General features: G+C 62.6%; 22 protein-coding genes. 3 read left to right on the top strand and 19 right to left on the bottom strand.

What is annotated here, in order from left to right:
• Window positions 1-132: 132 nt before the first annotated feature.
• The gene (locus NKH90_RS04735) at window positions 133-972 is read right to left on the bottom strand and encodes an outer membrane protein (RefSeq protein ID WP_352471192.1); all 840 of its coding nucleotides are present in this window, start codon (window positions 970-972) and stop codon (window positions 133-135) included.
• A 226-nt stretch (window positions 973-1198) separates the two neighbouring features.
• Window positions 1199-2551: a phosphoglucosamine mutase gene (gene glmM, locus NKH90_RS04730; RefSeq protein WP_352471193.1), complete on the bottom strand. Its 1353-nt coding sequence runs from the start codon at window positions 2549-2551 to the stop codon at window positions 1199-1201.
• A gap of 873 nt (window positions 2552-3424) precedes the next feature.
• Between glmM and NKH90_RS04725 the strand changes: the two genes are divergently transcribed.
• On the top strand, window positions 3425-4087 hold the full coding sequence (locus tag NKH90_RS04725) for a hypothetical protein (RefSeq protein WP_502898803.1): 663 nt from the start codon (window positions 3425-3427) through the stop codon (window positions 4085-4087).
• A 531-nt stretch (window positions 4088-4618) separates the two neighbouring features.
• Here the strand turns inward: NKH90_RS04725 and ftsH are convergent.
• From ftsH to NKH90_RS04645, 16 genes are all read right to left on the bottom strand, one after another.
• On the bottom strand, window positions 4619-6544 hold the full coding sequence (ftsH, locus tag NKH90_RS04720; RefSeq protein ID WP_023677989.1) for an ATP-dependent zinc metalloprotease FtsH: 1926 nt from the start codon (window positions 6542-6544) through the stop codon (window positions 4619-4621).
• Between the two features lie 106 nt (window positions 6545-6650).
• Window positions 6651-8084 carry a tRNA lysidine(34) synthetase TilS gene (gene tilS / locus NKH90_RS04715; RefSeq protein ID WP_352817658.1) on the bottom strand — a complete coding sequence of 478 codons (1434 nt, stop codon included), beginning with the start codon at window positions 8082-8084 and terminating at the stop codon, window positions 6651-6653.
• A 54-nt stretch (window positions 8085-8138) separates the two neighbouring features.
• A complete protein-coding gene (gene ybgF / locus NKH90_RS04710; protein WP_352677940.1) occupies window positions 8139-9248 on the bottom strand; it encodes a tol-pal system protein YbgF in 1110 nt (369 codons plus the stop codon).
• A gap of 188 nt (window positions 9249-9436) precedes the next feature.
• Entirely contained in the window at window positions 9437-9943 is a 507-nt protein-coding gene (pal, locus tag NKH90_RS04705; protein WP_023677992.1) for a peptidoglycan-associated lipoprotein Pal, read from the bottom strand.
• A gap of 222 nt (window positions 9944-10165) precedes the next feature.
• Window positions 10166-10543, bottom strand: a complete 378-nt coding sequence (locus NKH90_RS04700; protein WP_023677993.1) for a four helix bundle protein — start codon at window positions 10541-10543, stop codon at window positions 10166-10168.
• 74 nt (window positions 10544-10617) lie between these two features.
• Window positions 10618-11889, bottom strand: coding sequence for a Tol-Pal system beta propeller repeat protein TolB (gene tolB / locus NKH90_RS04695; protein ID WP_245274748.1), 1272 nt, complete (start codon window positions 11887-11889; stop codon window positions 10618-10620).
• Between the two features lie 78 nt (window positions 11890-11967).
• A complete protein-coding gene (gene tolA, locus NKH90_RS04690; RefSeq protein ID WP_352768348.1) occupies window positions 11968-13125 on the bottom strand; it encodes a cell envelope integrity protein TolA in 1158 nt (385 codons plus the stop codon).
• A gap of 7 nt (window positions 13126-13132) precedes the next feature.
• Window positions 13133-13591, bottom strand: coding sequence for a protein TolR (tolR, locus tag NKH90_RS04685; RefSeq protein ID WP_352522864.1), 459 nt, complete (start codon window positions 13589-13591; stop codon window positions 13133-13135).
• A gap of 9 nt (window positions 13592-13600) precedes the next feature.
• Window positions 13601-14311 (bottom strand): protein TolQ, encoded by a 711-nt coding sequence (gene tolQ, locus NKH90_RS04680; protein WP_292665206.1) that lies wholly within the window; start codon window positions 14309-14311, stop codon window positions 13601-13603.
• 294 nt (window positions 14312-14605) lie between these two features.
• Window positions 14606-15076 (bottom strand): tol-pal system-associated acyl-CoA thioesterase, encoded by a 471-nt coding sequence (gene ybgC, locus NKH90_RS04675; RefSeq protein ID WP_352817654.1) that lies wholly within the window; start codon window positions 15074-15076, stop codon window positions 14606-14608.
• Between the two features lie 128 nt (window positions 15077-15204).
• On the bottom strand, window positions 15205-16245 hold the full coding sequence (gene ruvB / locus NKH90_RS04670; protein WP_023677999.1) for a Holliday junction branch migration DNA helicase RuvB: 1041 nt from the start codon (window positions 16243-16245) through the stop codon (window positions 15205-15207).
• 43 nt (window positions 16246-16288) lie between these two features.
• Complete coding sequence (gene ruvA / locus NKH90_RS04665; RefSeq protein ID WP_023678001.1) at window positions 16289-16909, bottom strand: Holliday junction branch migration protein RuvA; 621 nt, start codon at window positions 16907-16909, stop codon at window positions 16289-16291.
• A gap of 13 nt (window positions 16910-16922) precedes the next feature.
• A complete protein-coding gene (locus NKH90_RS04660; protein ID WP_352817651.1) occupies window positions 16923-17345 on the bottom strand; it encodes a type II toxin-antitoxin system VapC family toxin in 423 nt (140 codons plus the stop codon).
• Window positions 17323-17592, bottom strand: a complete 270-nt coding sequence (locus tag NKH90_RS04655; protein ID WP_352817648.1) for an AbrB/MazE/SpoVT family DNA-binding domain-containing protein — start codon at window positions 17590-17592, stop codon at window positions 17323-17325. The genes NKH90_RS04660 and NKH90_RS04655 overlap by 23 nt, the downstream gene beginning before the upstream one ends.
• 56 nt (window positions 17593-17648) lie before the next feature.
• On the bottom strand, window positions 17649-18161 hold the full coding sequence (gene ruvC / locus NKH90_RS04650) for a crossover junction endodeoxyribonuclease RuvC (RefSeq protein ID WP_352767615.1): 513 nt from the start codon (window positions 18159-18161) through the stop codon (window positions 17649-17651).
• 263 nt (window positions 18162-18424) lie between these two features.
• Window positions 18425-19279 (bottom strand): SDR family oxidoreductase, encoded by an 855-nt coding sequence (locus NKH90_RS04645; protein ID WP_352817645.1) that lies wholly within the window; start codon window positions 19277-19279, stop codon window positions 18425-18427.
• Window positions 19280-19471: 192 nt separating this feature from the next.
• On the opposite strand from NKH90_RS04645, the gene NKH90_RS04640 reads away from it, so the two are divergent.
• The gene (locus NKH90_RS04640) at window positions 19472-19789 is read left to right on the top strand and encodes a winged helix-turn-helix transcriptional regulator (RefSeq protein WP_352540307.1); all 318 of its coding nucleotides are present in this window, start codon (window positions 19472-19474) and stop codon (window positions 19787-19789) included.
• A 38-nt stretch (window positions 19790-19827) separates the two neighbouring features.
• Here NKH90_RS04640 and rcdA read toward each other — a convergent pair whose 3' ends face one another.
• Window positions 19828-20355 carry a protease adaptor protein RcdA gene (gene rcdA / locus NKH90_RS04635; RefSeq protein WP_352817642.1) on the bottom strand — a complete coding sequence of 176 codons (528 nt, stop codon included), beginning with the start codon at window positions 20353-20355 and terminating at the stop codon, window positions 19828-19830.
• 580 nt (window positions 20356-20935) lie between these two features.
• Here rcdA and NKH90_RS04630 point away from each other — a divergent pair.
• Window positions 20936-21487 (top strand): DUF2269 family protein, encoded by a 552-nt coding sequence (locus NKH90_RS04630; protein WP_352817639.1) that lies wholly within the window; start codon window positions 20936-20938, stop codon window positions 21485-21487.
• The last annotated feature ends 23 nt before the right edge of the window (window positions 21488-21510 follow it).

The raw sequence follows: 21510 nt of genomic DNA, 5'->3' as shown, positions 1-21510 counted from the left end.
TAGCAATTGATTTGATCCGTTTTCGCTCCTCGAGCCGGACGGTGTTACAAGGCAACGCAGCATCTTTAGGCAGCCAAACGAAACCGCCCGGCATCAGCCGGGCGGTCGACGAATTCCTCGATTTCGAAGCGACTACTTCGTGTAGACCGGCTCGGGTTCCGGGACGTAAGGCTCCGGCGGCGCGCAGTCCGACCTGCCGAACTGGTAGCGCAGGCCGCCGCGCACTTCGTGAACGTTGATACCTTTGTCATAGCCGGGGCCGACATTGGGGAGGGAGGCATAGTCGAACATCTTACCGCCGTTGATGTGGCTGAAGCGGTAGCCGACATCTAGTTTGACGCGGTCAGTCAAGCAGTAGGATGCGCCCGCCATGGCAGCATAGGCAAACCGCCAGCCCTTGCCACCGGCATGATCAAATGAACCGTCGCTGTCCACGTTGTGCAGTTCATCCCACTTGACCCAGGCACCGCCGATGCCGGCGCCGACGTAAGGCGTGATCCCATGCCAGGTGCCGATATCGACATAGGCGTTGGCCAAGAGCAGCAGCGCCGAATAGGACGAGGTATCGACGGACGTGCAAGGCGTTTGCTGTGGGCCGCAGAAGCCGTTGGTCGAGCCGCGGAATTTGGACTTGCTCATCCAGTCCAGGGTGAGATCGGTGCGGAAATGCTCGTCGATCTGGTAACCAACACCGCCGCCGGCCGAGAAGGCGCCATCCAGCTTGCCTGTATCGAACTTGCCGGGATTCTGGGGCGCCACACCGTAGGTGATGTAGTCGCCACCACGAAACCTCGACCAGTGATAGTCGATGTCGCCGCGGATATACCAGCCGCCGAATTCGGCCGGCTGCTCATAGGCAACCGGTGGCGGTGCCTCCTCGACGACGGGCGGCTCGACGAAATCGGCGGCGAATGCCGGTCCGACGCCGGCAAACAGCGCGGCCAGAAGAGCCATTCTAGCTGTGTTGAACATGCTTATCACCCCTGAGAACCCTCGAACGGCGAACGCGCCCGAAATGTGATTGACCTCAGTTGTGGATAATGAATCGGAAAGGTTAAAAGGCGTTTAACCGTATTGATTAACCACGAATCTCTAAAAGTCGAGCAATCTGGCGGCCGTTGCTGCAGGCGGAGCTGGCCGCGACCCAATAAAAAAGCCCGCCGGCAAGGCGGGCTTTTGAACCGATGTTGGAGGGAGATCAGGCGGCGCTGCGCGTTTCCGAAATGACCTCGACGATGTCGTTGACCACGGACTCGACAAGCTGCGGGTCGTCGCCCTCCGCCATGACGCGGATGAGCGGCTCCGTGCCGGATGGCCGGATGACCAGGCGCCCGGCCTTGCCGAGGCGATTGCGCGCATCTTCGATCGCCGCCTTGACCGGCGCCTCCTCCAGCGGCTTGCCGCCGGAAATATGCACATTCTTCAAAAGCTGCGGCACCGGCTCGAATTTCTTCGACAGTTCGCTGACCGGTCGGTTATGCCGCTTGATGCAGGCGAGCACTTGGAGCGCCGAGACGAGGCCGTCGCCGGTGGTCGAGAAATCGGACAGCACGATGTGGCCCGACTGTTCGCCGCCGACATTGAGTCCATGGGCACGCATGTGCTCGACGACATAGCGGTCACCGACCTTGGTGCGATGCAACTGCAGGTTCATGTCGCCGAGGAAGCGTTCGAGGCCGAGATTAGACATCACCGTCGAGACGACGCCGCCGCCGGCCAGCCGTCCGCTCTGCTGCCAGGATTCGGCGATCAGCGCCATGATCTGGTCGCCATCGACGATCGCTCCGTTCTCGTCGACAATGACGACACGGTCGGCATCGCCGTCGAGCGCAATGCCGATATCGGCGCGCACCTCGTGCACCTTCTTTTGCAGACCGGCCGGATGAGTCGAGCCGCATTCCTTGTTGATGTTGAAGCCGTTCGGCTCGACATTGATGGCAACGACCTCGGCGCCGAGTTCCCACAGCGCGTCGGGCGCCACCTTGTAGGCGGCGCCATTGGCGCAATCGACGACGATGCGCAGGCCCGACAGCGACATCGAGCGCGGCAGCGTGCGCTTGGCGAATTCGATATAGCGGTCATGCACGCCGTCGACGCGTTTGGCGCGGCCGAGCCCATCGGAATCGGCGAGCGCCAGTTCGATATCCTTGTCGAGCATCCCCTCGATACGCTCCTCGATCTCATCGGACAGCTTGTAGCCATCGGGGCCGAACAGCTTGATGCCGTTGTCGTAATAGGGGTTGTGCGAGGCAGAGATCATCACGCCGATATCGGCGCGCAGCGAGCGCACCAGCATGGCAACAGCCGGCGTCGGGATCGGGCCGAGCAGGAAGACATCCATGCCGGCGGCGCACAGGCCGGACACCATGGCGTTCTCGATCATGTAGCCGGAAAGCCTGGTATCCTTGCCGAGCACGACGCGGTGGCGGTGGCTGCCGCGCTGGAACGAGAGGCCGGCGGCCATGCCGACCCGCATGGCGACCTCCGCCGTCATTGGAAACTTGTTGGCGCGCCCACGAATGCCGTCCGTACCGAAATAATGTCCTGCCATGTTCGCCAGCTTCCCGATGGTTCTTTCCGAGCATCTCATGCCATAAAATGGCCCAAGCCCCGTCATCACATTGTATGATTATGGACGACCAATCCTTAGAAAATTGTTGTTTTGTGTGTTTTACGTCACGCTAGTGTGTTGATTTTCAAGTTCCGAGCCCTTGTTGCGGCAGCAGCATCAGAAACGTCAACTCAAACCTCATCTGGATCCTTTTGGCTGTGGCAGTGTGGCCTTGAACCCGAATCCGCATCGTGCTGCTCCAGACAGCGGTGGCTCAGGTCCGCCGCAGCCGCCGATTTGACTGGCTGTCATTCGACGCAGTGTCCTCGCTGGGAACCAGCCATAGGCGCGCGCTCCGTGCAATGCACCCGGACGAACTTGGCGGGGAGACGGTCCCGGCAACGAATTCATCACCTTAAAGAAAAGAATGCACTTCTAAATTTGTCTCTACGCTACTTAGCATCTGGCGCAACCAGCCGTTGAGCGCTATTGCTGCACTGGGACATATCATGAACCGCCGCAGGGAGAAAACGCATGCTCATCCACCGACTTGCCACTTTGACGGGTCTTGCCGTCGCGACCTTATTCCTGGCGGCGCCTGCCAGCGCGCTGACCATGGCCGAGTGCAGCACCAAGTATAATGCGGCCAAGGACGCGGGAACGCTTGGCGGGCAGAACTGGAACCAGTTCCGCAAGGCCCAATGCGGCACCGATGCTTCCGCCGCTGCAACCGAACCCGCGCCAGCCAAAGCCACGGCCAAGGCCGCCGACACGACCAAGGCAGCCGCCGCCGACGATGCGGCGCCGGGCCTGACGGCGAAGGAGTGCAGCACCAAATACCAGGCCGCCAAGGCTGCCGGCACGCTCAACGGCATGAAGTGGAACGACTTCCGCAAGACCCAGTGCGCCGCCGGCGCGACGGCAGCCGCACAACCCGCCGCCACGACCAAAGCAGCGGCGGCCAGCAGCGATGACGCAGCGCCTGGGCTGACGGCCAAGGAGTGCAGCACCAAATATCAGGCCGCCAAGGCTGCCGGCACGCTCAACGGCATGAAATGGAACGACTTCCGCAAGAGTGAATGCGCCGCCGGCGCAAGTGCAGCTGCACAACCCGCCGCGGCACCTGCCAAGGCGACGACAGCCGCCGCGACCGATACCGGCAAAGGCCTCAGCATGGCGGATTGCAGCGCCAAATATCAGGCTGCCAAGGCCGGCAACACGCTGAATGGCATGAAGTGGAACGACTTCCGCAAGAGCCAATGCGGCGCCGGCGCAGCCGACGACGACACCCTCCCGGCTCCCGATGCCAAATACACCGGTGATCCGCAACCGCCGACCATCACCGCCCCCCAGGGCGTGAAATTCCCGACGGCGATCTCCAAGAAGTATGCAACCGAGACCCCGGCCAAGGGCCGCATGCACACCTGCCTCGACCTCTATTACGCCAACAAGGACGCCAACACGCTGGGCGGCCTCAGGTGGATCCAGAAGGGCGGCGGCTTCTACAGCCTCTGCAACGCCAAGCTGAAGAGCTGACCGGCGCCACCATCCGACGACATGAGCCCGCGAGCCGCAAGGTTCGCGGGCTTTTTGTTATTGCCGAACAAGTGAGAGGGCCTTCCGAGGTCGAACCAACTGTCAGATCGCGTTTTTTGGCTCTGTCCGGCCGACATCGATCTCGGCACCACCGCGAACTTTCACAGCCAGAAGCAGAAAACCCGCCTCGGCGGGCGGGTCATCAGCGCCAATTGGCACCATACTCAGATTAGTAGCATAGCTGCCGGCACAAAGCAAGAACAAAATGTGGCGCCGCCGGCAAAAAATGCGAGCTTCATTCTCCGGCGCGCCTTGTCGATCTTCCCGAAATCGTCAACGAGGATGATAGAAGGCCCCATTCCCTTCGCGCTCCTCTCTGTCCTGCCGGACATGTCCCCCACGAGGCGGGAGATTGGCCGTCATCGTCACTTTCGCCAATTTCCAGCGATGCAGGAAGGGTCGCATTCCCCAAGAGAAAACGCCGCGGTTAGAGCCGCGGCGTTTCGAAGTCGATCTGTGCCGGGCCGGAGCCTAGCTTGACGGCTGAGGTTCCATGCCGCCTTCGGGCTCGGGGCCTTTCTTGCGGCGGCCGGACTTCGGCACGGCCGAGCCGCGGCTCGGCGGCGTGTCGTCGCCAAGGTCGCGCGCGGGCTTATTGCCGGCGATCAGCTGCTTGATCTCCTCGCCGGACAGCGTCTCGTATTCGAGCAGGCCCTGCGCCAGCGCGATCCATTCCTTCTTTTTCTTGGTCAGGATGGACCTTGCCGTCGAATAGGCCTCGTCGATCAGCCGGCGCACTTCGGCGTCGATGATCTGCGCCGTCTCTTCCGAGATGTTCTGCGTGCGCGCCACCGAATGGCCGAGGAACACCTCCTCCTGGTTGTCGCCATAGGCGACATGGCCGAGCTTGTCGGAGAAGCCCCAGCGCGTCACCATGGCACGCGCCAGCTTGGTCGCCTGCTCGATATCGGAGGAGGCGCCGGAGGTGATGTTCTCCTTGCCGAACTTGAACTCCTCGGCGACACGGCCGCCCATCATGATGGCGAGGCGCGAGATCATGTATTTGTAGCTCATCGAATAGCGGTCGCCTTCCGGCAGCTGCATGACCATGCCGAGTGCCCGGCCGCGCGGAATGATGGTCGCCTTATGCAGCGGATCGGCCGACGGCACGTTGAGCGCCAGGATGGCATGACCGGCCTCGTGATAGGCGGTCAGCTCCTTCTCGGCCTGTGTCATCGCCGACGAGCGGCGCTCGGCGCCCATCATGATCTTGTCCTTGGCGTCCTCGAATTCGGCCATGGTGACGAGGCGCTTGTTGCGCCGCGCCGCCATCAGGGCGGATTCGTTGACCAGGTTCATCAGATCGGCGCCGGAAAAGCCCGGCGTGCCGCGCGCGATCACCTTGAGGTCGACATTGGGCGCCAGCGGCACGTTGCGCACATGCACTTTCAGGATCTTCTCGCGGCCGACGATGTCGGGGTTCGGCACCACCACCTGGCGGTCGAAGCGGCCCGGCCTCAGCAGCGCCGGATCGAGCACGTCTGGCCGGTTGGTGGCGGCGATCAGGATGATGCTTTCGTTGGATTCGAAGCCATCCATCTCGACCAGCAACTGGTTCAGCGTCTGCTCGCGTTCATCATTGCCGCCGCCCAGGCCGGCGCCGCGATGGCGGCCGACCGCGTCGATTTCGTCGATGAAGATGATGCAAGGCGCGTTCTTCTTGGCCTGGTCGAACATGTCGCGGACGCGGCTTGCGCCGACGCCGACGAACATCTCGACGAAGTCCGAGCCCGAAATGGTGAAGAACGGCACGTTGGCTTCACCCGCGACCGAGCGGGCGAGCAGCGTCTTGCCGGTTCCGGGAGGACCTACGAGCAGCACACCGCGCGGGATCTTGCCGCCGAGCCGCTGGAATTTCTGCGGGTCGCGCAGGAACTCGACGATTTCTTCCAGATCTTCCTTGGCTTCGTCGACGCCGGCGACGTCCTGGAAGGTGACGCGGCCATGTGCTTCGGTCAAAAGCTTGGCCTTCGACTTGCCGAAGCCCATGGCGCGGCCGGAACCGGACTGCATCTGGCGCATGAAGAATATCCAGACGCCGAGGATGAGGATCATCGGCAGCCAGGAGATCAGGGTGCCGAACAGCGAATTGGAGCCGTCGGATTCAGGACGCGCATTGATGGTGACGTTCTTGTCCTGCAGCCGCGAAACCAGCGACGGATCCCCAGGCGAATAGGTCTGGAAGCCGTTGGAACTGTCAGTGTAGTTGCCGGAGATACGGGCGCCGGCGATGGTCACCGACTTGATCCGTCCCGCCGCGACTTCCTGCAGGAACTGCGAATAGGGAACATCGCTCGAGGCTCCACGCGTCTGCGGCGTCTGGAAAAGATTGAAGAGAGCGATGAGCAGGACCGCTATGATCGCCCAGAGCGCGAGGTTGCGATAATTCGGATTCATCAATTGTCCCGTTGGCGCCCGCTGGGCGGACACGCGTCGTGAGAGGAAACTTGGCCCTAACATAGGGAGAGCGTCTCCCATTGCCAAGCATAACAGCAGGTCTCGGTTAAGCTTTCGCCCGTGGTAGGCCGGCATTGTGGCCGCCGAACGGCACGGCTGGAACGGGCGCCGCGCCAAGCAACGCGGCGACGGCATCGGCCGGCGCCAGATCGAAGGACGGCAGGAAACGGGCGAAGGGCGCGACTGCCGGATATGCGGCGACAGCCGCCGGCATCGGGCCTTCCCCGGGCAAACCCCGGCCTTCCCCGAGCAAACCGAGGCATTCGCCGTCCCGCCAGAGCGCCGGCTCGGCGGCCAAGGCGGCACGCACAAGGCTTGCCGGCGTGCCATGCCCTTCAATTGCCCGCTTTGCGGCAAGAGCCGCCCCGAGCGGTGCTACCAACAGCGGCGCGATCAACAATGCACCTGGGCTGTCGCCCAATGTGATCCGTCTGCGGCCGTCCCACAGGGCATTGCCGGAAACCGCAACAGCGGGCGGCAGATCGCGCAATTCGCGGTGCAGAAAGATGCCGGTACGCCGGGCATCGACCACGGTCCGCGACAATGTGGCACAAAGCGGCCCGGTGCGGAACCGGCCGAAAAGGGCTTCGCTGCGGGCCTGGTCGGGAAGGAAGGCGGTGCCGCCGGTCGCCGCCAGCAGGATGCGCAGCGCATAAATGGCCGACCGGCTGTCGGCGGCCGTCGCAAAATCCCGATCGAGCCGGACGAGGCCGGCGGCCGGCCTGGAGGCCAAGCTGCGGATCAGCATGGCCGCGCGATGTCCCAGCTGCTCACGCTCGACCGCCGCCTTTCTGGCCAGCGCCATAGCTTCAGCCATGCGAGGCGCATCGTCGCCTTCAACAAGTGCTGCGCGGACGCGCGGCCGCTCGAAAGCGGTGTCGGCATTGGTCGGATCTTCGATCCAGACAACCTGTTCACGCCGCAGGAATTCGCGCAGCTCAGCACGCCTTACGCCGAGCAGCGGCCGCACGATCCAGTGCCGCCACTCGTAGAGGGTTGCCGGCGCCATGCCGGCAAGGCCCCGCCCTTCCTCGCGCGGCCTCTCCTCACCTGGCCCGTCGTCACGTGCTTGCCTCATCAGCACGGTCTCGGCCTGGTCGTCGGCGGTGTGGCCGGTCAGGATCAGGCCGATGCCTGCCGCTTCGGCGGCCTCGGCGAGCAGCCGGTAGCGCGCCTCGCGCGCGGCGGCGGGCAGGCCGGTCGATGGTTTGTGCCCCGACCAGGCGAGGATGCGATGGGCAATGCCGCGCGCCGCGCACAGCCTGGCCACGGCTTGCGCTTCCGCTGCCGCTTGCGGCCGCAATTGATGATCGATCGTTACCGCCAGCAATTTCGTTGCCGGGGCGTTACGGTCGAGATGGGCTTTGAGGAGGAGGAGAAGGGCGGTCGAGTCGCTGCCGCCGGACACGGCCGCAACAGCGCCGTTGGAAAAGTCGATCTGCGAAAAATCCGAAAGGTCAGGCTCGGTGTCGAGCGTCATGCATGTCGTCCAAAAGTGGACCCGGTTTTGGGGCTACGACATGCAACAGAAAAACTAGCACGCCGCGAGCGCCCTTTCCTGCTTGACCCGCTCCTTGAGCGCGCCGGAAATATCGGGGTAGCGCTTGCCGATCTCGCTGAAGGTGGCACAGGCCACGTCGCGCTGCTTCAGCCCGACAAGTGAAACGCCGAGCTTCAGCAGCATGTCTGGCGCTTTCTTGGCCTTGGGATAGTCCTTGCTGGCAGCGAGGAAAGTCTCGGCCGCATCGCGGTATTTCTGCTGGCCGAGCAGCGATTCACCAAGCCAGTAATGCGCGTCCGCCGCTTTGGCGTCCTTGGGAAAACGGGCGATATGGTCGCGGAAGCCCTGTTCGGCGGTGCTGTAGTCGCCCGACAGGATGAACTGGTAAGAATTGCGGTAAAGCTCTTCCGGATCGTTGGTCGACGGGAGTGCCGCGACCACCGTATCATCGGATTTACCGGCCTTGTTGCCGGCTGCGCTGGCGCCGTTGGCTGGGGCCGTATTCTGCTGCGGCGCATTCGCTTGGGCATTGCCGTCGGCTTCGACGACATTGCCGTTTTTGTCGACGGTGATGGTGCCGAACGTCTTGGGCGGCGCGCCGGGGATCAGCTTGCCGGGATCGCCGTTGGGCGATTCGACGATGACGTCCTCGACGCTCTTGTCGCCGTCTGCGGCCTTGCCCGCATCGGCCGGAGCCGGCGTCCCCGGCGCCTCCGCCACGTTACTGTCGCCGTTGGGGCTGTCGCTGCTAGGCGCCGCCTCGGACTTCTTCTGCTCGGCCGGCTGCTGCGCGCCTTGCGGACCGCCTTCCAACTGCTGGAAGCGGAATTCGTTGTCTTCCTGCTGCTTGCGGATCTGCTCCTGCATCTGCAGGACCTGGAAATTGAGTTCCTCGATCTTGCCATTCATCTGCCGGAGCTGTTCCTCCAGCGCCGGAGTGCCGGTGCCATCCTGTTGCGCGAATTGAACCTGATCCGGCTTTTTCTTTTCGCCGAAAATGCCGGGCAGTTTGATCGTCGGCAGGTGGAAGGAAAAACCGCTTTCCGATGACGGCCCGGTGCCGTTTGCCCCGTCAGCAAGTGCCGCGATACTTGATACGAGCAGCAGCGCAAGCGTGCCGCTCAAGACCGATCTGAAATGCATGTGCCTCTCGCCGTGAAACCATTGTTGCGCGCCTCTCATTCGAAGTAGACCAGTCAACTGGGGACTAGCCAGACGCTCTCGGCTCTTAACAGGACGTGAGACTTCGGCCAAATTTTGTTTGGAGCGGGCAGATATGAAAAAGGCGGCCTTTTGGCCGCCTTTCACACCAAGTGTTGCATTTATGCCGATCAAGAACCGGCGCCGCCCAGCGTGGTTACGGCGCGGCGGTTCTGCGACCAGCAGGAGATGTCGTCGCAAACCGCGACCGGACGCTCCTTGCCGTAGGAAATGGTCTTCAGGCGCTGCGCCGAAACACCCTTGGCGACCAGGAAGTCGCGTGTGGCGGCAGCACGGCGGGCGCCGAGCGCCAGATTGTATTCGCGCGTCCCGCGCTCGTCGGCATGGCCTTCGATGACGATGGCATACTGCTTGTACTGGTTCAGCCACTGCGCCTGGCGCGACAGCGTCGTCTGCGCATCGGCGCGGATCGAGGACGAATCGGTATCGAAGAAGATGCGGTCGCCGATATTGACGGTAAAGTCCTGGGCCGACCCTGGCGTTGCCGCGCCGGCGCCGTTGAGGCCAAGATCGGCGGCGCTGTTCGGCGTCTTCTTCGAGGCGCAACCGGTGATCGCGAGCATAGCGACCAGCGCGATCATGACCGGGTTTGTGGTAAGTGCTGCGATACGGCCCATGCCGCCTCTCCTTCGCAATTCGAGTGATTTCATTGATCGTCCAGTAACCACGTTTGGGTTAACCGACGCTCAAGAAACACGGTTAAAATTTGGTTTTCGGCTGCCGTCCGCAACCGTTCTGCCGAGGGGCGACAATGAGCGCGGACCGTAGGCGGAAATGCGGCCAAAACATGAAAAAGAGAGAATTGAGGAACTGAAGAACTGAGGAATTGAGGAAAGAGATCACCTCAGCTTCTCTCTGAGATTGACCAGCATTCCGTAGATGCGGGCATAGGATTGCAACCAATCGTCGCGTTGCGCCTGTGTGATGTACTCGAGGTCGAACGCATACGAAATCCAGGTCTCCACCTCACTGCATGATCCTATGGCCATCGAAATGAAGCGTGCGAATTCGGGCTTGGAGTGAGTCTGTTTGGCAAAGCCTTCGGCCAAATTGGCGCAGATCGCCTTGCTGGAACGACGTAGTTGATCGGCGAGCGCGTATTGCTCCATTTTCGGAAAAGCAAGCGTGGCTCTGTGTACCCCAAGGGAAACCGCATAGGCACGCTTATAGACTTCTAAATCCCTCGCGTGCTCGATGTAGACCCCTGCCTTCTCCATTCTTCAGTTCTTCAACTCTTCAGTTCTTCAACTCCTCAGTTCTTCAGTTCTTCAATTCCTCAGTTCTTCTTCCATCACTCCAGCAGCGGCGACCAGGCCGGATCCGAGGCGAAGTTCGCCGTCGGGATCGACTGTTCGTTGCGGCCGGTGAGATCGACCGAAACAAGTTTTGGTCCGCCATTGGAATCGCGGAAGAACATCAGCACCCGGCCGTTGGGCGCCCAGGTCGGCCCTTCCTGCTGAAAGCCGGTGGACAGGATGCGCTCACCCGAACCGTCGGTGCGCATGACGCCGATCTGGAATTCGCCGCCGGTCTGCTTGGTGAAGGCGATGAGATCGCCGCGCGGCGACCACACCGGCGTCGAATAGACGCCGTCGCCGAACGAGATGCGGGTCTGGCCCGAGCCGTCGGCGCCCATCACATAGATCTGCGCGCGGCCGCCGCGATCCGAGGTGAACACCACCTTGCTGCCGTCAGGCGAGTAGGACGGTGAGGTGTCGATGGCGGTCGAATTGGTGAGCCTGGTCGTCGAGCGGCTTCTCAGATCCATGGCGAAGATGTTGGAATTGCCGTCATCGCGCAGCAGGCTCATGATCACCTTCTGGCCGTCCGGCGAAAAGCGCGGCGCAAACGTCATGCCGGGGAAATTGCCGACCAGCTCGCGCTGCCCCGTCTCGATCTGCAGCAGGTACACCCGCGGCTGACCGCTTTCATAGGACATGTAGGTGATTTCCTGCCGGTTCGGCGAGAAGCGCGGCGTCAGCACGATCGATTTGCCGTTCGAGAGATAGCGGACGTTGGCGCCGTCCTGGTCCATGATGGCTAGCCGCTTCTTGCGCGCATTCTTGGCACCGGACTCGTCGATGAAGACGACGCGCGTGTCGAAATAGCCCTTCTCGCCGGTCAGCCGCTCGTAGATCGCATCGGCGATGATATGGGCGACGCGCCTGGTATTGGCGTCGTTGGCGAAGAACTGCTCGCCCGACATCTGCTGGCCGGCAAACGTGTCCCACAACCGATACTGGGCGCGAATGCGGCCGTCAGCCTCCTTGCCGACACTGCCGGTGACCAGCGCCTGCGCATTGATCACCTTCCAGTCTTCGAAGCGCGGCGTGGCATCCGGGTTCGAGATCTTTTCGATGAAAGCGCTTTTGTCGATCGGCGCGAACAGGCCGGAGCGTTTCAGGTCGGCACTGACGATGCCAGAAATCTCGGCGCCGAGCGCATCGCCGCCCTGGAAGTCCGTGATGGCGATCGGCAACGGCTCGACATTGCCCTTATTGACGTTGAGCTCAACGAGCGCCCGCGCCGGCAGGGTGACAGCAACGGTCATACCCAGCGCCATCGCTGCGATCGTCAGGAGCGGCTTGAGGATGGATTTCATGTCTTCTCGCTTCTTTCGCTGATTCTGTGAGCGCCAGGCCTAAAGACCGAGCATCTCCCTGGGGTCAAAAGTGACCCGAACGTCGGACCAGATGTCTTGCTTGCCCGCCGGAACCTGCAAGCCGGCCACATCGCATTTCTGAACCGCGCGCACTGCACTTTCGTCAAACGGGCGGTTTCCGCTCGACTTTTCAACGCTCGGCCGGCCATCCAGCTTGCCGGAGGCGTCCAGATTAAACCGGACCACGACGACGAAATTCTCCGAACCCTCGAGCCCTGCCGGAAGCGTCCAGCAACCACCAAGCTGGGCCTCCAATGCCCCCTGCTCCGATTTCGAAAGCTTCTGGCCCTGATCCTTCTCGCCGCCGAGCGATGCCTGCTGGGTCGAGCGCTTGGCGCCGCCGCCGGACGGCTTCCGCTTGTCAAGCAGAGCCGAAATCTCGTCGGCGTTGAATTGCTTGTCGTCCGATTTCGGCCTGGATGAGGCTTCCTTGACCGGCTTGTCGGCGTCCTTGCGCTCCGGTGCCTTCGCGCTCTCGGCCTGGGCCGGCTGCGGCTTTGGCCGAGCCTCGGGTGCCGGCGCCGAGTCGGGAAGCTGCGCCTCCTCGGTTGGCGGTTGCTTGGCAATCGCCTCGGCGACGGCATCCGGCTTGACCTCGGGCTGCGGATCGATCGCGGCAGTCTTGTCCTGCGGCGGCGTGGGCGTCGGCTCCTTGGCCGGCGTCGGCTTGGGCTCGGTCTGCTTGACAGGTTCGGGCTTGACCTCTTCCTTCGGCTGCGGCACCGGCGCCACCTCCGTAGCAGGAATAGGCTTCGGCTCTTCCTTCGGCTTCGGCACGTCCTCGGGCTTGGGCTTTTCGACCGGCGTCGGCGCGGGTGGCGGAGCCGCCGTCATGTCGACTGGCTGGGGCTTGGGCTCAGGTGTCGGCGGCTTGTCGGTGTCGACGCTGTTATCGCCGACTTTCTGGGCATCGGGAACGATGTCGGGACGCTGCGTCGGTACCGGCGCCGGCTTGTCGTGCATTACAGCTTTCTTGTCGCCTTGCAGGACCTGTGCCGTCGCTTCCATCGGCACGATCTCGACCGACACCGATTCCGCATCGGACGCAGGCATCGCGGGCGGCGAGGACAACGTGAACAGCCCGAAGGCGATCGCCACCGTATGCAAGATCACCGATGTGGTGAGGCCGGTCCTCATCTTGCGTCTACTGATCCTGTTCCTGCAGTGAAACCAGGCCGATATTCTTGTAGCCAGCAGCCGAGATGCGGGCCATCACCTTCATGGCAGTGCCATAGTCGGTGGACTTGTCACCCCTGATGAAAATGCGCTCGTCATAGCCGGTCTTCGAGATCGCCTGCAGCTTTGCCACCAGCTCCTCGATCGGGATCTCGGTTTCCTGGAGGTAGATCTGACCGGCCGAGTTGATGGACACGGTTATAGGCTGCGTATCGGCGTTCATCGCTTTGGCCTGGGTATCCGGCAGGTCGATCGGCACGCCGACCGTCAGCAACGGCGCCGCGACCATGAAGATGATCAGCAGCACCAGCATCACGTCGACCATCGGCGTGACGTTGATCTCCGATATCAAGGCGTGATGGCGGCCGCGCCGCCTGTGGCCGCGCCCGCCGCGTCCTCCGCCACCTGCGCTTACGGACATTCCCATGATCGTCCCTCAGGCCTTCTGCGCGACTTTTTCATCGATTTGGCGCGAGAGTATGGCGGAGAACTCATCCGCGAACCCTTCCATGCGCACCGCGATCTTGCTCGCGTCGGACGACAGCTTGTTATAGGCGATGACGGCCGGGATGGCGGCGAGCAGGCCGATGGCCGTCGCCAGCAGCGCTTCGGCGATGCCGGGCGCGACCACCGACAGGCTGGTGTTCTTCGAAGCGGCGATCGCCTGGAACGAGGTCATGATGCCGATCACGGTGCCGAACAGGCCGATGAAGGGCGCCGCCGAGCCGGTGGTGGCGAGGAAGCCGAGCCGCCCTTCAAGTTTTTCCATCTCGCGGGTCAACGCCAGATCCATAGCCTTGTCGATGCGGGTCTGCAGGCCGAGCGGCGATTTCGCGCCCTTCTCGAAGCTTTTCTTCCATTCGCGCATGGCGGCGACGAAGATCGCGCTCATGCCGGTCGTCTTGCGGTCGGCGAGCGTGCGGTAAAGCTCTTCCAGCGACTGCCCCGACCAGAACACCTGTTCGAAGCGATTGAGCGCCAGCCGCATGCGGGCATAGGCGACGAGCTTGTCGACGATGATCGCCCAGGTCCAGATCGAGGCACCAAGCAGCCCGATCATGACCAGCTTGACCACCCAACCGGCCTGCATGAACAAGGCCCAAATCGATAAATGCGCGCCCGGGTCGGCGAGAGCGATGTTTTCCATGTTACGTCCTTAAAGATTTTCCGGGCGTGGCTGGCGGCTGGCCCATGGGCATCCCTTGTGGTCCGTTCGCGTTAAGCTTGCGGAATAACCCCAAATGCACCGTTGGCGGCCTTTTCGGGGCAAATATTGGTGAAAGGAAGGCGCTTGGATTCTTCCAATCTTAACCAATCCCTTCATGGACCGTTATGGTTAAGGATGGGTTAGGACGTACAGCGCGGCGCATTGCCGCGCCCCGACGAGCCGCCCGGTGATGCTGGCCCGGACGGGAGCTCCGGGATCGTTGCCTCTGAACCTTTATTTGCGCGTTCTGGGCATGAAGGCTGCGATCCAGTCCTTGGGAAAGCGCCGCGGCCGTCCATTCTCGCCGACGATCGCCGCTTCGACACGCGCCTCGACCAGCACTTCGCTGCCGCGCTTCAATTGCTGCGCCATGACGATGCGGGCGCCGGAAATCTCGTCGGTGCGCGTGTCGATGGTCAGGATGTCGTCCATGCGGGCCGAACCGCGGAAATCGATCTCCATGCGCCGCACCACCCAGACTATTTTCTCGCCATGCTTGCCGTCGGCAAGCTCGGTGTGGTGGACGCCGGTCAGCCGCAGATAGTCGGAACGGCCGCGCTCGAAGAATTCGAGATAGCGCGCGTGGTAGACGACGCCGGAAAAATCGGTGTCTGCATAATAGACCCGCGCCATCAGTCGATGGCCGAATTCCGTCAGCGCGCCGGAAAGTCCCGCGGACAATGCCGATTCACCGTGATCGTCCATTGCGCTGTCCTTTTGGCCCGACAGGCCCTGTTTCAAGCAACACCTGTTTTGCGCATAGACCGGCGATGATCAAGACCTGGAGGGCTGGGCCGGGGACTGCCAGCACCGAAGCCATAAGCAGCGGAACTTTACGGTTCTTCCTGGAACAGGCTGATCTGCTGCTGCGCCAGGTCCTTCGGGGCGTCGAGGCCGAGATGCCGCCAGGCATTGGCCGCCAGCACGCGGCCGCGCGGGGTACGCATGATGAAGCCTTGCTGGATCAGAAAGGGTTCGATGATGTCCTCGATGGCATCGCGTGGCTCGGAAAGCCCGGCAGCGATTGTCTCGATGCCGACCGGCCCGCCGCCGAAATTCCGGGCGATCATCGACAGATAACGGCGGTCGAGCGCGTCGAGGCCGAGCCCGTCGACCTCCAGCCGCGTCAGCGCCTCGTCGGCGACCTTGCGGTCGACATGACCGTCGCCGGCAACGCTGGCGAAGTCGCGCACCCGGCGCAACAGCCGGCCGGCGATGCGCGGCGTGCCGCGCGCCCGCCGGGCGATCTCCAAGGCACCGTCGTCGCCGAGCGGCATGGCAAGGATGCGGGCGCCACGCCGCACGATCTGCTCGAGTTCCTCGACCGAGTAGAAATTGAGCCGCACCGGAATGCCGAAGCGGTCGCGCAGCGGGTTGGTCAACAGGCCGAGCCGGGTGGTGGCGGCGACAAGCGTGAAGCGGGCAAGGTCGATCTTGACCGAGCGCGCCGCCGGCCCCTCGCCGATGATCAGGTCGAGCTGGAAATCCTCCATCGCCGGATAGAGGATTTCCTCGACCGCCGGGTTGAGCCGGTGGATCTCGTCGATGAACAGCACGTCGCGGTCTTCGAGGTTGGTGAGCAGCGCCGCGAGATCACCGGCCTTGGCGATGACCGGACCCGAGGTCGAGCGGAAATTCACGCCAAGCTCGCGCGCCATGATCTGCGCCAGCGTCGTTTTGCCGAGGCCGGGCGGCCCGACGAACAGCACATGGTCGAGCGCTTCGCTACGCCCCTTGGCGGCTTCGATGAACACTTTGAGATTGGCCCGCACCGCCGCCTGGCCGACGAAGTCGCCGAGCGTCTGCGGTCGCAAGGTCTGCTCGGCGTCCTCGCCGCGTCTGTCGGGAGCAATGAGGCGTGGCGAAAGGCTCATGCCGCCTTCCTTGCATATGGCAAGGGACCGGACAAGCAACGTCTCACCGTGCCAGCTCCTTCAGGCCGAAGCGGATCAGCTTCGAGGCGTCCGCCTCCTCGCCTGCCGTCTTCAGCGCCGCCGCCACCGCATTGGCGGCGGTGTCGCGCGAATAGCCGAGATTGACCAGCGCCGAGACGGCGTCGGTGATCGGCGCCGAGGCGACGCCCTCGCCGAGCTCCTGCTTCAGGCCGATGGTGCCGGAGGCAGTGCCCGCATAGGCAGGCGCCTTGTTCTTCAATTCGGTGACGATGCGCTCCGCCACCTTCTTGCCGACGCCCGGCGCACGGCTGACCATGGCGATATCGCGCAACGCAATCGCATTGGCGAGATCGGCCGGCGCCAGAGTCGACAGGATGGCCAGCGCCACCTTGGCGCCGACGCCTTGCACATTGTTCATCAACAGCCGGAACCATTCGCGCTCCAGCACCGACTGGAACCCATAGAGCCGCAGCATGTCCTCGCGCACATAGGTCTCGATGAACAGCACGACCGCCTCGCCCGGCCGCGGCAATGCCGCCAGCGTGCGCGCCGAGCAGTAGGCGACATAGCCGACGCCATGCACGTCGACGATGCAGAAATCCTCGTCGATCTCATCCAGCGTGCCTTTTAGCTTGCCGATCATTTGAGCGTGCCGATCATGCCGGGTGGGTTTCCGGAGAGATGATATCGAGGTTCGGGAAATAGCCGCGATAGCGCGCAGCATTGCGCGTCAGCAGGCGATGCCCGGCGACAACCGCATGGGCGCCGATAAAGAAATCCGGCAAGGTTCGTTCGCCAATGCCGCCGGCGCGGCGATAGCGGGAATGCGTGACACCAGCGAGGAAGGCTGCTTCCCACGGCAGGAATTCGCGATCCATCTTGAGCATGTCGACTGCTTGGCGAAGGGCCTGTTCGGTCGCAATCAACGGCGCGAGTTCGGACCAGACGATTGCATTGATTACGAGTGCGCCGTCGCGCCGGCATGCGGCAATCGCGGATGCCGACCATTTCGTCTCCCGTCCGGCAGGACCCCAAACGTCGATCAGGACATTTGTGTCAATCAATGTCGAGATCTTCACGTGGGCCCCTCAGCCATTCCACATATTCATCCGTCGTCATGCCTCCCAGATCCAGCGTACCGGCCATACGATCGAGCATCTGGCTGAATCTGCGCGAGGCTTCCTCCTCCGACATGTTTTTGTCGACGGCTATGACATGAGCCCCGTCCTCGGTGGGGACGAACTCCACCTCCGAGCCCGGGCCGATACCCAGATGATCCCGTATTTCCTTCGGGATGGTCACTTGGCCCTTGGTGGTAACGCGCATGGTAATACCTCGTTGGTATTACTTATTGACCGCTGGAGAACAAGTCAAGAACAACCTTATCCGGCCAGCGCCGCCATCCTGTAGGCGATGCTCTGCCGGTGATGCGCGTGACAGATGGCGATGGCCAGCGCGTCGGCGGCGTCATCGCTGTCGAAAGTCGCCTTCGGCATCAGCACCTTGACCATCATGTGGATCTGCTTCTTGTCGCCATGGCCGACGCCGATCACCGCCTTTTTGACGGCGTTTGGCGCATATTCGGCAACGACAAGGCCGGCACGCGCCGGCACCAGCATGGCGATGCCGCGTGCCTGGCCGAGTTTCAGCGTCGCTGCGGCGTCCTTGTTGACGAAAGTTTGCTCGACCGCCGCCTCCTGCGGCATCGCGGCATGCAGGACCTCGGCGAGCCCGTCATGCAACTGGCAAAGACGCACCGCCAGGGCGGCCTTGTCGTCGGACCGCACCGTGCCGGAAGCGACGAAGCGCAGCGAATTGCCGAGGCTCTCGACGATGCCCCAGCCGGTGCGCCTCAGCCCCGGATCGATGCCGATGATGCGAATCGCTTCTCCCATCCGTCAAGTCTACCTTCGGGGGACAGCGATGCCAGCGAAATGTGAACAAACCAGAAACAGCAAGCCGAGTCTGTTTAGAGAATGTTTGAGAATCGCTCTGGCGAGACAGATAGCGTGGTTTTCGAGAACCGGAGCGGAGCGTACATAAGTACGCGAGCACCGGAAGCGCAGAAAGCTGCGCTAGTCTAGTCGTTTGAATAACTGTTGGCGCGAGCGACAGACGGTCCTCTGATCCTTTGGCGGATGTGACAGCCATCTCGGTTTCAGCCGCGCAATGCTGCCGCAACGACGCTCTCCAGTGGCGTTGTCGGTCGACCGATCAGCCGGCTCATGGCGCCGCCGTCATCGAACAACGCTCCGCGTGAGGCTGCAATGTCGGCATCGGCCAGGATAGCGGCGAGATCGGCGGGCAGCCCGGCGCCTGTCAACACACCCTCATAGGCCGCCCCGGCAAGATCGTTGTAGGCGATCGCTTTGCCCGATTGCCGCGAGACCTTCGCCGCAAGCTCGGCGAGCGTGAAGGCTTGGTCCGCGGCGAGCTCGTAAGTCCTCCCTGCTTGATCCTCGCTCGTCAGCACCACGGCCGCGGCCTCGGCATAATCCTGCCGCGCCGCGGACGAGAAGCGCCCCTCATTTGCGGCGCCGATGAAGGCGCCGTGCTCCAGAGCCGCCGGGAGCGCCATCAGATGGTTCTCGATGTACCAGCCGTTGCGCAGGATGACGGCGGGTAGGCCGGAGGCCGCGATGACCTCCTCCGTCTGCCGATGTTCGACCGCGAGCCTCGCGGGAGACGTGTCCGCATGCAGCATGCTTGTGTAAGCGATCAGCGAAACCCCCACCCGTTGGGCGGCCTTGATCACTGACCGATGCTGCGGCAAGCGGCCGCTGACTTCGGTCGAGGAAATCAGCAGCAGTCTATCGACGCCGGCCAGCGCCATCGGGAGCGTGTCGGGACGATCATAGTCCGCCTCCCGCACGACTACGCCGCGTTGGACAAGATCGCTGGCCTTTGCCGGATCACGAACCGCCGCAACGATCCGGCTGGCCGGAACTGTCTTCAGCAGTGCGTCGATCACGAGACGGCCAAGCTGTCCTGTTGCTCCAGTTATTGCGTACATCGTTCTGTCCATTTCGTGGTTGGATGGATTGAGAGCCTCAGATAGCGGCTCTCGTTACCATCGGAAACCACGTATCTTGTAGTTACCATCATTTTCCGGTAACCAACTGGAAACTCTCATGGAAGATGCGCCATGGTCCTCAGGATGCGAACGAAGGTGAAGGCGCTTCCCGGCTGCCCCATGTCGAGGTGCATGGCGCTGCTTGGCGGGTGCTGGACACCCGAGGTGCTCTGGTCCTTGAGCGACGGCCCGCGCCGGTTCTCCGAATTGCGCCGCGATATCCCAGCCATTTCGGCGAAGGTGCTGACCGGCAGGTTGCGCGATCTCGAGGAGCGTGGCGTCCTCGCACGCCACGTGATGCCGACATCGCCGCCGACCGTGGAGTATGAGCTGACGTCATTGGGGCAGGAGCTGCTCCCAGCGATCAGGTCTATCGTGGAGGTCGGATCGCGCCTGCTGCTGCGTGATTCTCCCCGCCTGATGATCGCGGGCCCATCCCTTCGCGGTTAGTCTAGATGGCCGCCGGAGTAGAATTATGAAACGTTCTCTCAGCCGCGGGCGAAAGCCGTGTTGAGCAGCGTGATCTGGTCGGAGACCGGATTGAGGCGACGGCTCGACGGCGGCACCTCGGCAAGGCCGCCATAGATCTCCTCGTCCATCCGGCGCACCAGCGCCTGCAGCCGCAGCGAGCGGTTGACGAGATCGATGAAATCCGTCGGCAGCTCGGCCCAGCCGGGCGCCTCGTCATGCGCCGAGGCAGTGTCGAGACGCACCTTGGATTTTTCTGAGGCCACCTGATCGCGGGTCATCTCGCCGGAATTCGCCGCCCGCTGCAAAAGCAGCCACGAGGCGACCTGCATCAGCCTGGTGGTCAGTCGCATCGATTCGGCCGCATAAAGCGTCGCCGCCAATCTGGAAAGCCTCTTGGCCTCGGCGCGGCCCTTGCCGTCGAGATATTCGGCCGCCTGCTCGACCAGGCCCATGCCTTCCTGATAGAGCGGCTTGAAGGATTGGGAGAAAACCCGGCGCTCCGCCAGCTTGATGGTTTTCGCGCTCGCCTTCGAAGGCTCGTTCATCGCTACGCCCCTGCACTTGCCTGACAGCCGGCCGATTCGGCTCTTGGCCGCCATATCCGGCAGCCTAAACGACTGAAGCTTGAAAATGCGCTTCGCTGCCAGCGAAGGCAAGCACATGTTTAACAAACGGTTAACGGCCGCATTTAGCCGGAAGGACGCCCATGCCGGCGCACAAAAAAAGAGCCGCGGATAAGGCGGCTCTCAGGAGTTTAACAGGGAGGCGTCAAACAAAGTGGCTCCAACCACTCGGTAAGAATCCAGATCACTGGATGGACATAGTAAACGCCTGTAAAGCTTAACGAACCCTTAACGCAGGGCATATTTTTTGATCAAGCGCCCAGCATCTGTGCCGTAACAGCACAGCTGACTGGCCACGGCACCCGTTCACACCACCGGCTGGAAAGTAGGGGCGACGCTTGCGCCATGGTTTCCTCCAAATGGTGACCGACTTACCGAAACAAAACGGCACTGCGCGCGACATCGTTCCGAAACAGGCGCCGCGCTAAACGCCCGTTCCTCGCAACGAGGCGGAGCAAACCTTGCGCTCCGGCAAATCATCAAATCTCTCAAGGAGCGAATAATGGACTGGTACTCGGCCGTTAAATTTCTGCACATCGTCTCGGCGATCCTCTGGGTCGGCGGCGGCTTCACGCTGATGCTGCTCGCGGTACGCGCCGACCGCGCTGGGAACGTCGAAGGCATGCTGCAGGCGATGCGCGCCACCGGCGAGCTCGGCAACCGGTTCTTCGCGCCGATGTCGATACTGACATTGCTCTTCGGCCTCATCATGTGCGGCTTCTGGGTCGGCTTTTCCGATCTGTGGGTGCTGATCGGCCTTGCCGGTTATGCGACGACCTTCTGCATCGGCATGTTCGTCTTCAAGCCGACTGCCGACCGCATGGCAGGCATGATCGCCAAGGATGGTGTGACGCCGGCGGTGCTTGCCCAGGGCCAGCGCGTCCTCAGCGCCGCGCGCTTCGACTATTCGGTGATGCTGGTGATCATCGCGGACATGGTGCTGAAGCCGACGCTGCACGACATCACCATTCTGGGCTGCATGGCGCTCGTACTGGCAACCGGCATTGCCCTGGCGCTTGGCAGGACGCGGCAGTTGCTGCCGAGTGCCGCCTGAGGTGTAAGGAATCCGGCGGCGGC

Origin of the sequence: Mesorhizobium sp. M0898, assembly GCF_040319695.1 — a bacterium.
In the GTDB taxonomy this organism is placed as follows: domain Bacteria; phylum Pseudomonadota; class Alphaproteobacteria; order Rhizobiales; family Rhizobiaceae; genus Mesorhizobium.
Note: the sequence above shows the minus strand (reverse complement) of the source record. Positions and strands in the feature narration are given on the sequence as shown.

Excerpts from the sequence above, each read along its gene's own strand:
- NKH90_RS04735 (WP_352471192.1), bottom strand. The coding sequence starts at position 972 with ATGTTCAACACAGCTAGAATGGCTCTTCTGGCCGCGCTGTTTGCCGGC.
- glmM (WP_352471193.1), bottom strand. The coding sequence starts at position 2,551 with ATGGCAGGACATTATTTCGGTACGGACGGCATTCGTGGGCGCGCCAAC.
- NKH90_RS04725 (WP_502898803.1), top strand. The coding sequence starts at position 3,425 with ATGAAGTGGAACGACTTCCGCAAGACCCAGTGCGCCGCCGGCGCGACG.
- ftsH (WP_023677989.1), bottom strand. The coding sequence starts at position 6,544 with ATGAATCCGAATTATCGCAACCTCGCGCTCTGGGCGATCATAGCGGTC.
- tilS (WP_352817658.1), bottom strand. The coding sequence starts at position 8,084 with ATGACGCTCGACACCGAGCCTGACCTTTCGGATTTTTCGCAGATCGAC.
- ybgF (WP_352677940.1), bottom strand. The coding sequence starts at position 9,248 with ATGCATTTCAGATCGGTCTTGAGCGGCACGCTTGCGCTGCTGCTCGTA.
- pal (WP_023677992.1), bottom strand. The coding sequence starts at position 9,943 with ATGGGCCGTATCGCAGCACTTACCACAAACCCGGTCATGATCGCGCTG.
- NKH90_RS04700 (WP_023677993.1), bottom strand. The coding sequence starts at position 10,543 with ATGGAGAAGGCAGGGGTCTACATCGAGCACGCGAGGGATTTAGAAGTC.
- tolB (WP_245274748.1), bottom strand. The coding sequence starts at position 11,889 with ATGGCGCTGGGTATGACCGTTGCTGTCACCCTGCCGGCGCGGGCGCTC.
- tolA (WP_352768348.1), bottom strand. The coding sequence starts at position 13,125 with ATGAGGACCGGCCTCACCACATCGGTGATCTTGCATACGGTGGCGATC.
- tolR (WP_352522864.1), bottom strand. The coding sequence starts at position 13,591 with ATGGGAATGTCCGTAAGCGCAGGTGGCGGAGGACGCGGCGGGCGCGGC.
- tolQ (WP_292665206.1), bottom strand. The coding sequence starts at position 14,311 with ATGGAAAACATCGCTCTCGCCGACCCGGGCGCGCATTTATCGATTTGG.
- ybgC (WP_352817654.1), bottom strand. The coding sequence starts at position 15,076 with ATGGACGATCACGGTGAATCGGCATTGTCCGCGGGACTTTCCGGCGCG.
- ruvB (WP_023677999.1), bottom strand. The coding sequence starts at position 16,245 with ATGAGCCTTTCGCCACGCCTCATTGCTCCCGACAGACGCGGCGAGGAC.
- ruvA (WP_023678001.1), bottom strand. The coding sequence starts at position 16,909 with ATGATCGGCAAGCTAAAAGGCACGCTGGATGAGATCGACGAGGATTTC.
- NKH90_RS04655 (WP_352817648.1), bottom strand. The coding sequence starts at position 17,592 with ATGCGCGTTACCACCAAGGGCCAAGTGACCATCCCGAAGGAAATACGG.
- ruvC (WP_352767615.1), bottom strand. The coding sequence starts at position 18,161 with ATGGGAGAAGCGATTCGCATCATCGGCATCGATCCGGGGCTGAGGCGC.
- NKH90_RS04645 (WP_352817645.1), bottom strand. The coding sequence starts at position 19,279 with ATGTACGCAATAACTGGAGCAACAGGACAGCTTGGCCGTCTCGTGATC.
- NKH90_RS04640 (WP_352540307.1), top strand. The coding sequence starts at position 19,472 with ATGGCGCTGCTTGGCGGGTGCTGGACACCCGAGGTGCTCTGGTCCTTG.
- rcdA (WP_352817642.1), bottom strand. The coding sequence starts at position 20,355 with ATGAACGAGCCTTCGAAGGCGAGCGCGAAAACCATCAAGCTGGCGGAG.
- NKH90_RS04630 (WP_352817639.1), top strand. The coding sequence starts at position 20,936 with ATGGACTGGTACTCGGCCGTTAAATTTCTGCACATCGTCTCGGCGATC.